8 protein-coding genes are annotated in these 8362 nt (G+C 43.4%); 7 read left to right on the forward strand and 1 reads right to left on the reverse strand.

Annotated features, from left to right (window positions below; all coding sequences use genetic code 11):
- Positions 1–16 precede the first annotated feature (16 nt).
- Positions 17–1945, forward strand: a complete 1929-nt coding sequence (locus F7R24_RS10330) for a DNA topoisomerase III (RefSeq protein ID WP_151671181.1) — start codon at positions 17–19, stop codon at positions 1943–1945.
- Positions 1946–2093: 148 nt separating this feature from the next.
- Here F7R24_RS10330 and F7R24_RS10335 read toward each other — a convergent pair whose 3' ends face one another.
- Positions 2094–2570, reverse strand: a complete 477-nt coding sequence (locus F7R24_RS10335; protein WP_151671182.1) for a peroxiredoxin — start codon at positions 2568–2570, stop codon at positions 2094–2096.
- A 240-nt stretch (positions 2571–2810) separates the two neighbouring features.
- On the opposite strand from F7R24_RS10335, the gene F7R24_RS10340 reads away from it, so the two are divergent.
- The 6 genes from F7R24_RS10340 to F7R24_RS10360 all read left to right on the forward strand — a co-directional run bounded on the left by F7R24_RS10340 (position 2811) and on the right by F7R24_RS10360 (position 7543).
- Positions 2811–3698: a DMT family transporter gene (locus F7R24_RS10340; protein WP_151671183.1), complete on the forward strand. Its 888-nt coding sequence runs from the start codon at positions 2811–2813 to the stop codon at positions 3696–3698.
- Between the two features lie 302 nt (positions 3699–4000).
- A complete protein-coding gene (locus F7R24_RS10345) occupies positions 4001–4357 on the forward strand; it encodes a hypothetical protein (protein WP_151671184.1) in 357 nt (118 codons plus the stop codon).
- 128 nt (positions 4358–4485) lie between these two features.
- Positions 4486–4998 carry a transposase gene (locus F7R24_RS14675; protein ID WP_206057522.1) on the forward strand — a complete coding sequence of 171 codons (513 nt, stop codon included), beginning with the start codon at positions 4486–4488 and terminating at the stop codon, positions 4996–4998.
- An 89-nt stretch (positions 4999–5087) separates the two neighbouring features.
- The gene (locus F7R24_RS14680; RefSeq protein WP_206057523.1) at positions 5088–5681 is read left to right on the forward strand and encodes a transposase; all 594 of its coding nucleotides are present in this window, start codon (positions 5088–5090) and stop codon (positions 5679–5681) included.
- A gap of 248 nt (positions 5682–5929) precedes the next feature.
- On the forward strand, positions 5930–7165 hold the full coding sequence (locus tag F7R24_RS10355) for a hypothetical protein (RefSeq protein WP_151671185.1): 1236 nt from the start codon (positions 5930–5932) through the stop codon (positions 7163–7165).
- A 42-nt stretch (positions 7166–7207) separates the two neighbouring features.
- Positions 7208–7543 (forward strand): hypothetical protein, encoded by a 336-nt coding sequence (locus F7R24_RS10360; protein WP_151671186.1) that lies wholly within the window; start codon positions 7208–7210, stop codon positions 7541–7543.
- Positions 7544–8362 lie beyond the last annotated feature (819 nt).

Below are 8362 nucleotides of genomic sequence, written 5' to 3' on the forward strand. Positions count from 1 at the left end.
AGGAAAGATGCATCTAATGAGACTGTTTATTGCTGAAAAACCTAGTGTGGGTCGTGCGGTTGCCGATGTCATGCCTAAGCCTCATCAAAAAGGAGAGGGGTTTATCAAAGTGGCCTCTGGCGATGTGATCACTTGGTGTATCGGACATCTGTTAGAACAAGCAGAACCAGAGGCTTATGATCCTGAGTACAAAAAATGGCAAAAACACCATTTGCCCATTATCCCAGTGGAATGGAAGCATCAAGTTAAGCCGCAAACACGCAAGCAATTCACCGTGGTCAAAAAGCTGATCAAAGAAGCGGATCAACTGGTTAATATGGGTGACCCTGATAGGGTTGGGCAAATTCTGGTCGATGAAGTGATTAACTACTCAGGCGTCAGTAAAGCTAAGCGAGAAAGCACCCTGCGTTGTCTGGTCAACGATATGAACCCCGACGCCATCAAAAAAGCGCTTGCCAATTTGCGCCCAAACACCGACTTTATTCCGTTAGCGACATCGGCGTTAGCCAGAGCCAGAGCCGACTGGTTATATGGCATCAATATGACGCGCTTATGCACCTTGCAAGGTCAAAGTGCTGGTTATCAGGGTGTATTATCCATCGGCAGAGTGCAAACCCCCGTCTTAGGTCTGGTCGTCCATCGCGATCAAGAGATTGAAAACTTTGTCGCAAAACCCTTTTACGAAGTGTTTATCACCTTGCAAACGGATCAACAGCAAACGTTTATCGCCAAATGGAAACCGAGCGAAGCTTGCGAGCCCTATATGGATGAAGATGGCAGGGTGCTATCGAAAAAACTGGCAGAAACCGTGTTACGAAAAGTCAGTGGTAAAACAGGGAAGGTAGTTCAAGTCAAAAAAGAGAAGAAAAAACAGCCACCGCCGCTACCCTATAATCTGTCGGCATTACAGATCGATGCATCCAAGCGCTTTAACCTGAATGCACAGAAAACACTCGATATCTGCCAGCAACTCTATGAGCGCCATAAGCTGATTACTTACCCGCGTTCAGACTGTCGCTACCTGCCTAAAGGGCATTTTGATGATCGTCATTCAGTCAGCAATGCCATTCAGAAAACCGCATCGTCACTGGCTGGCGCGACCGCCACTGCCGATCTGACGCTCAAGAGTAAAGCCTGGAACAATAGCAAAGTCAGTGCCCATCATGCCATTATTCCCACCTCGCGTGCGATGGATGCCTCTCGACTAACATCGGATGAGTTACATATTTATGAGTTGATCGCACGTCAGTACCTGATGCAGTTTTATCCGCCGTTTGAATACGCCGAACACCAAATCGATTCAGAAGTGGAAGGTGGCTTGTTTATCGCTAAACAAAAATCGGTGCTCTCGGACGGCTGGAAAGCACTGATGCCGAAGTCCAAAAATGCCGAAGCGGATAACGATTTCAGTAAAACAGCACTGCCTAACGTCAAACAAGGCGAATCCGTTAACTGCATCGATGGCCGTTTGGATGAAAAACTCACCAGCCCACCGAAACGTTTTACCGATGCCTCGCTCCTGTCTGCCATGACCGGCATTGCGCGTTACGTCTCTGACCCTGAAGTGAAAAAAGTCCTCCGCGACACCGACGGACTAGGCACTGAGGCGACTCGCGCAGGCATTATCGAACTGCTGTTCAAACGCCAATTCTTAACCAAAAAAGGCAAAGAGATTCACTCAACAGAGATAGGTCGACAACTGGTCAACAGCCTACCTGAACGCATGGTCGTGCCCGATATGACCGCCCATTGGGAGTCACAGCTTGAAGCGATCAGCGACAAACGCCTTAAATATGGCCAGTTTATGCAACCCTTAACGCAGGGGTTAGGTGCATTGATTGCCGAAGTGGATGCCAGAAGTTTTGCAGGGCTAAGGGGAATGGGGAAGGCGATTGTTAGACGGAGGAAAGCTTCGGGTCGGCGAGGGAAGGCTACAACTCAATAAACTGTAACTAGCTTATGAAAAAACAGTAAGGTTAAATTATTAAGAATCCTTAATTTAACTTTGCGCTTAAGTTAAATTAGACAACCAAACGCCTACTCATCAAAGTAGGCGTTTAGCAAAAGCATGTTTAGCTTGAATCGCCTAACTCTTATAGCGCTTCTAAAATAGTCTCAGCACTGGTTTGATCAATCCCTTTAGCATCCACATTCAGCAACTCAACCACACCATCATTGATGATCATGGCGTAACGCTGACTGCGAATACCTAAGCTGGCGCCCGTCAGGTCTTGAGTTAGGCCAACTGCCTTAGCCAGCTCACCCACACCGTCTGCCAGCATAATGATCTCTTCAGCGTTTTGGTTTTTGCCCCACGCGCCCATTACGAAAGCATCATTCACCGATGTACAGATGATGGAATCTACGCCTTTTGCTTTGATCGCATCAGCATGAACCACAAAACCAGGTAGGTGAGTGTTAGAGCAGCCAGGAGTGAAAGCGCCAGGGACTGCGAATAGAACGACTTTCTTGCCTTTAACTAGACTATCTGTGGTCACCGCTTCAGGACCATTTTCGCCCATGACGTGCAGTGAAAGGGATGGAAAGGTATCGCCAACTTGAATACTCATTATTGTTCTCCGAGGGTTAGATATCGAATGTTCATGTGTTGCTGTTCTTGAATAGTAACACTGATTGTAGCAATAGTTGATAGAATTACTAGGTTAATTCGTTTGTCACCATAACAAGTTAAAACAGGTGTAAGCATTGACCACTTTTCAGAATTGGCCGATGATCGATGCAAACGCTATATCTTTCTTTTTACAGCCAAATCACCGGCTGTATTCTTTGCTTATTATTTTGGAGACATCATGTCGGTACCGGTCGCGTATCTGGCCGTAGTGTTGATTTGGTCCACTACGCCGTTATCCATCGCTTGGAGCAGTGAAACTGTCGATCCTGTCTTGGCAGGCTGGTTGCGTATGGGGATAGCGTCGGTACTAGGACTCGGTTTACTGGCAATCTTTCGTATCCCGCTACCGCTACACAAGCGCGCACAACTCACTTATGCCTATGCCTCTTTGGGAGTTTTTGGTGCTATGTGCTGCACCTACATCGCCTCGCGTTATGTCCCCTCGGGCTTGATTTCCATCTTCTTTGGACTCTCACCGATGCTGTCAGCCATGCTGGGGATGAAACTTTTAGACGAACCCGCCTTAAGACCCTACCGCTGGGTTGCTTGCGCACTGGCATTTATCGGCTTAGGCGTCATTTTTACCGACGATGTGGTTCTTGGAAGAGAAAGCATTCCCGGCGTCATCCTGCTACTCATGGCCGTATGCCTATTCAGTATCAGTGGCGTACTGGTCAAACGCACCGCCGCTCAAATCCACCCACTGGCCCACACCGTCGGTGCATTACTTTGGTCACTGCCCGGATTCGGCATCACCTGGTGGTTGATGGGTGCCGCACCGCTTGAAATCGAAATCGGAAACCGCGCCTTCTGGTCGATCCTCTACCTCGCCATCTTCGGCTCACTCATCGGCTTCGTGGGCTACTTCCACGTCCTAAGACACCTAGCCCCCAGCACCGTCGCACTCGTCACCCTCATTACACCCATCTTTGCGTTGATGTTGGGACACTTTTTGAATGGCGAACCCTTAACCGTGAGTTTGTGGAAAGGGTGCTTGCTGGTCGTTGGCGGCTTGGCGTTGTTCTTTTGGGGGCATAGATTTTTTGATAAGCGGGTGGTTGGGTAGTTTGGGGGTTATGCGTCTTTAGTCGGGTGATGATGCGCGGTATGTCGGTGGTGTAAGAAATTTAATGTATTAAAATCAATAGTTTGTTTTTTGCTGTGTTGAGATATGAGGTATGTGTCTAAGTGGGAATGTGCATGCGTTGTATTCTTTTTTGTTGAGTTAGGCCTTGATTTCTAATAACTTATGCAAATCAAATGGATGTTTGATTTTGTCGTGTATATCGAGAATGGCAAAACAGGCATGCGCAGAATACAAATGTTAGACCTTTTACATCGTCCCCATTATCTTCTTACGGAGCAAATATGCCAGTAGTCGACTTTTACTTCTCAAATACAAATCTGAATGCCGTAGCCAGCCATCTTAAGTCATTAAGCGTCTCTCAATTTGATGGCCAAGCAATACATCAGATCGAAAGCCAACTCGTAACTGCATCCATCGATATGTTTGCTTCGAGATACTGCAACCTATCAGCAGTTTCCGCACAAACGGTGAACCAAGGAGAACTGCATGCCGCAGTTCTATGGAAAGGTATCGGTGCAATATTTTCCGCTAGTGAAGAAGTTACTGGCAGTGGTGTCCTGATTCAGCAGCAGAACTTGAATGTTCAAGTGACGGGACAGTATGTTGTCAGGGTCGCTCTATGGGCCTATCTTGACTAGAGGTTTAACACTGTAATCCACGGACCTGCGTGAGAAGCCGCGCAGGTCGATGATCTTGAACGTTCAGGCTGTAGAAAAATCTCATCATTTATGATTTGATCAGTTTTTAAGGAAACAGAGGCTTCAGGATGGCAAAGTTCAAACATTATGATTACAACCAGATGTCGATGGTGGTGATCAACTATCTTGAACAGATCCAGCCTGGTACCTTTGAGTTTGCCCTTCATTACCTGATTTCTGAAAAACTCGACCTATCTGCCTTTCATCAGCCCTATAAAAATGATGCTGAAGGTCGTCCAGCATACGACCCTGCTATATTGCTAAAGATTATTCTATTCGCCTATTCCAAGGGAATAACTTCCAGTCGCGAGATCCAGTGGTGTTGTGAAACCAATATCATATTTAAAGCATTATCTTGCGATACCGTAACGTACTTCACCACGATTGCTCACTTTGTCAGTAGCAGAGCACAAGCAATAGAATCCTTATTTGAACAGGTTCTACTCATCTCTGATCAACAAGGGTTATGGGGCATGCACTCTTTGCCATCGATGGCTGTAATACACGTTCTAACGCATCAAAGGAGTGGTCTGGCACCTATAAAGAGTTGGAGCATAAGCGCCAGAAGTTTAAGCGTATGATTCAATATTATTTGAATGAATATCAAGAAAAAGACACGTTTGAACCGCTCAAGCGAGCCCGAAGGGTGAGTCTCAGGATGAGACGAGCAATGAATATGGAGTATCTGCATGAAAACCAGATCAACGGCTATATTCCTGACAATCAATTCAGAAGTCGTGATCCCAAGTTCAAGGATCAAAAAGAAAAGTATGGAAAGCGTCATCAGTCACTAGGAAAGTCTAAAGCTAAGTCCTTGATACCTTATGATGAATTCCAATTTGATCCAGTGAAAATGGTATGCATCTGCCCAGCGGGTGAGCAAATCAGACATCGCGGAGTAAAAATCAATGATCGAGGACAGCGCACAGCCTATTTTGAGAGTCGCTTACTTCAGTGTCGTCATTGCATGGTAAATAATCAATGCATGAAAAATCCTGAGTCGGCTAATCATCAAAAGGATGCGGACAGGCAAGTTAGTTTTACGCTTAGCGACCAACGAGCACCAACGTATACCGACTGGATGAAACATCGAATGGATAGTCCGAAGGGAAAGCAAATATATAGCCATCGAATGTCTGTCGTGGAACCTGTATTCGGCAATACTGGCACCAACAAATGGCTGAGCCGCTTAGTTTACGAGGTAAAAGCAAGGTTCAGGGACAGTGACAATTGTACTGTTTGGTGCATAATATTGAGAAGTTAGCGAAATACGGGGAGTTGAATGAATAAAGCGAAAATTAGGTTGAGCTTGCCTTTGAATGAGGCTTTGAAAAGCCAATTGCTGAAGCTCTGCATAGGTTAAAGCCTTAACGACAGGATAAAGAACTGATTGCTGAATGAAGTCAGTAATTGAAAATGAAAAGTATAGATCGAGTACTGGCAGAAAAACTTGTCGAAATTAGGTTTTTCTATAAGCGCATTAGGCTAAAAAATTATCGGAGCTTTTGATTAATGTTTGAGACGGTAATAGATAGAATAACAAGTGATGCTACTTCGGAATTGTTTTTTCTTTTATCAGGCTCGCTAATTCTTTATGTTTCCCAGAAGGTCTATATAAAGGCAAAAGACATAAGATATAAGCTTAGGCTAAGATCAGAGATTGCTGCTTACAAAGAACGTAAAGATGCGATCAATGTCGTAGACTTGGCAAATGGCGATCCTGAATTTGAAAAGAAAAATATATTTTCGAGAGAGATTTCAATCTTTGGTACACATCGTAGCCTGTTCATTGGAATGCCCAGCCAAATTAAGCATGAAATTTTGTTAAGGGAGCGTAAGGCAGGTTATATGGACTCGCAGTTGTCTAAGTTTAAACCAGATACCTCCTTCAATGGTGAGGACAGTTTCCAAGACATTGCCATGCTTACTGGTATCACAGAACTACCTGAATTAATCAAGAAACATAAATTTATTGTTGGAAAAAAATTCCTAGAATCAAAAGATGGTTTAATATTTAACGGCGAAAAGTATGGCGTATTTAACATTAAATTCACTCGATTTGGTGATGAAGAAAAGCCTGGTGTAGAGATCGACTTCTTTAAAACGGACTATTTTACACATAGAGTATTCAGATCAATTTATCATGAACTTAAAGGAAATGACCATCCGATATCTACCGCTGGCCTGTCAGATTTTCTTAAATATAAGCCTTTCTTCACATCTTTTGGAATAAACACCCTACTCATATGTGAAGGGAGTCGAGGAAAAGAGATAGTTCTAAGCAAAAGGTCAAATAGGGTTCACGGAAGTATACCTAAGTATCATATAACCATGAACGAAGGTCTTTCACAAACTGATAAAGACCCTTTTGGTAAAGTAGATCTAGAGCTATGTTTCAAACGTGGCCTTCTTGAGGAATTGGGAATTAATGAAAAGCTTTATCAACATGGTGTAAAAGCCTCTTTCTATGATTTTTTCTTAGAGAAAAATAATTTTGAAATTGGTCTATCTTCCGTATTCGAAATAAATCTGGACTATGAGAAGGATGTTGAGCCATTAATTGCAAGAGATAAGCACCTAGAAGTAGACTCCTTTGTCAGTCTTCCTCTTAAGACTAAGGATATCGAGAACTTTATCAGCAACCATGAATTTATTCCACATGGGCTTTACGTGCTTGAAAGGGTACTTCTTCGTGAAAATATTAGCATCGCTAAGAGTATAACAAGCGCATCAATTAGGACACGTTGATGCGCGACTGCTATGCAAATCTTATGTAAATTGGAGAAATAAGTGAGTGACGTTATAGTTGAAGGACTCTTTCTTTTAGGTGCGGCCATTTCTGGCGGTGTTCTAGCAATTTTTGCTGGAAGATCGAGTGCTGAAGTAGAAAAATTAAAGAACCAAAATGAGAGACGCGAAAAATTAGTAGAAAAGCTCCTAAAGCAGGTAGAGGCGTATCACCTTTTGGAAGACCTTTACGCCAGTGATTTATCGGAAGCCGAACCGTCGAAAGCGGTAAAAACTATCAAGACCGAATACCGAAATAAGGTAGTTGAACTGCACCAATGTAGTCGTCCAGAAATGACATCAAATGAAGCGAAAAAGCAATTGCATGTCATAACATAACAAGTCGTTCAAGTTCGTTTTGCTCTTCGCTTTCATAAGTAAATAGCTAACGTTTAACGGTGAGCTTAGGCGTTAATTGTCAGGAGAATATGAGGAGTGAAATGGACCTAGTCCGCAAAGTACCTATTGTCATGAATTACCACTAACATAGCCATGCACCTAAAAAATTTTAGGATTGGAGGCTATTCTAGTGGGGTAATTGGATATGATTTCTACTTATTAAACTAAGCTGTTTAAGTTAGGCTACGGGCACTTTGAACTTTGGTTTATTTAGCCCAGAAGCTATTCAGTTATTATTATTATCTTTGTCTGGCTCGAGTTCATAGATAATGCTAAGAACGATAATATTTGGTATCAAACCGAAGATGCTGTTCGGAAGCAGATGTTTCATTCTCAGTATTGGCAAGTATATTAAGCAGCGTAGTTAAAATAATCTTGGCATTGACAATTAACAACCCAAGGCAACGCCATGTATTTTGCTTAGCTATGTATATAACGCAAAATATTCCTTTGTCTGGTTCGTTAGTCGAACCTGAAAAATATCTAACTCAATGATCTATAATGCTTTATAATTGGTTCCATATGATCGTTACTCACCATTTTCGGGCCTGAGGCCCCAAAAAGCTGCAGAATCACTGATTATTATGAAGCCAAAAAAGAAGACCACCATTCCTCAGAGTGATATGTTCAAGGTATGCGCCCATAAAACAGCACCTACAATTTAAGAATTAATCGCTTCAAACTACCTCCATCACTTTTAATCGATGGAGGTCGGTATGAGCAACCAAACCAAGCAACACACCTGGCAACAGATTATTT

It is taken from the genome of Nitrincola schmidtii, from assembly GCF_008973715.1.
GTDB classification, from domain to species: domain Bacteria; phylum Pseudomonadota; class Gammaproteobacteria; order Pseudomonadales; family Balneatricaceae; genus Nitrincola; species Nitrincola schmidtii.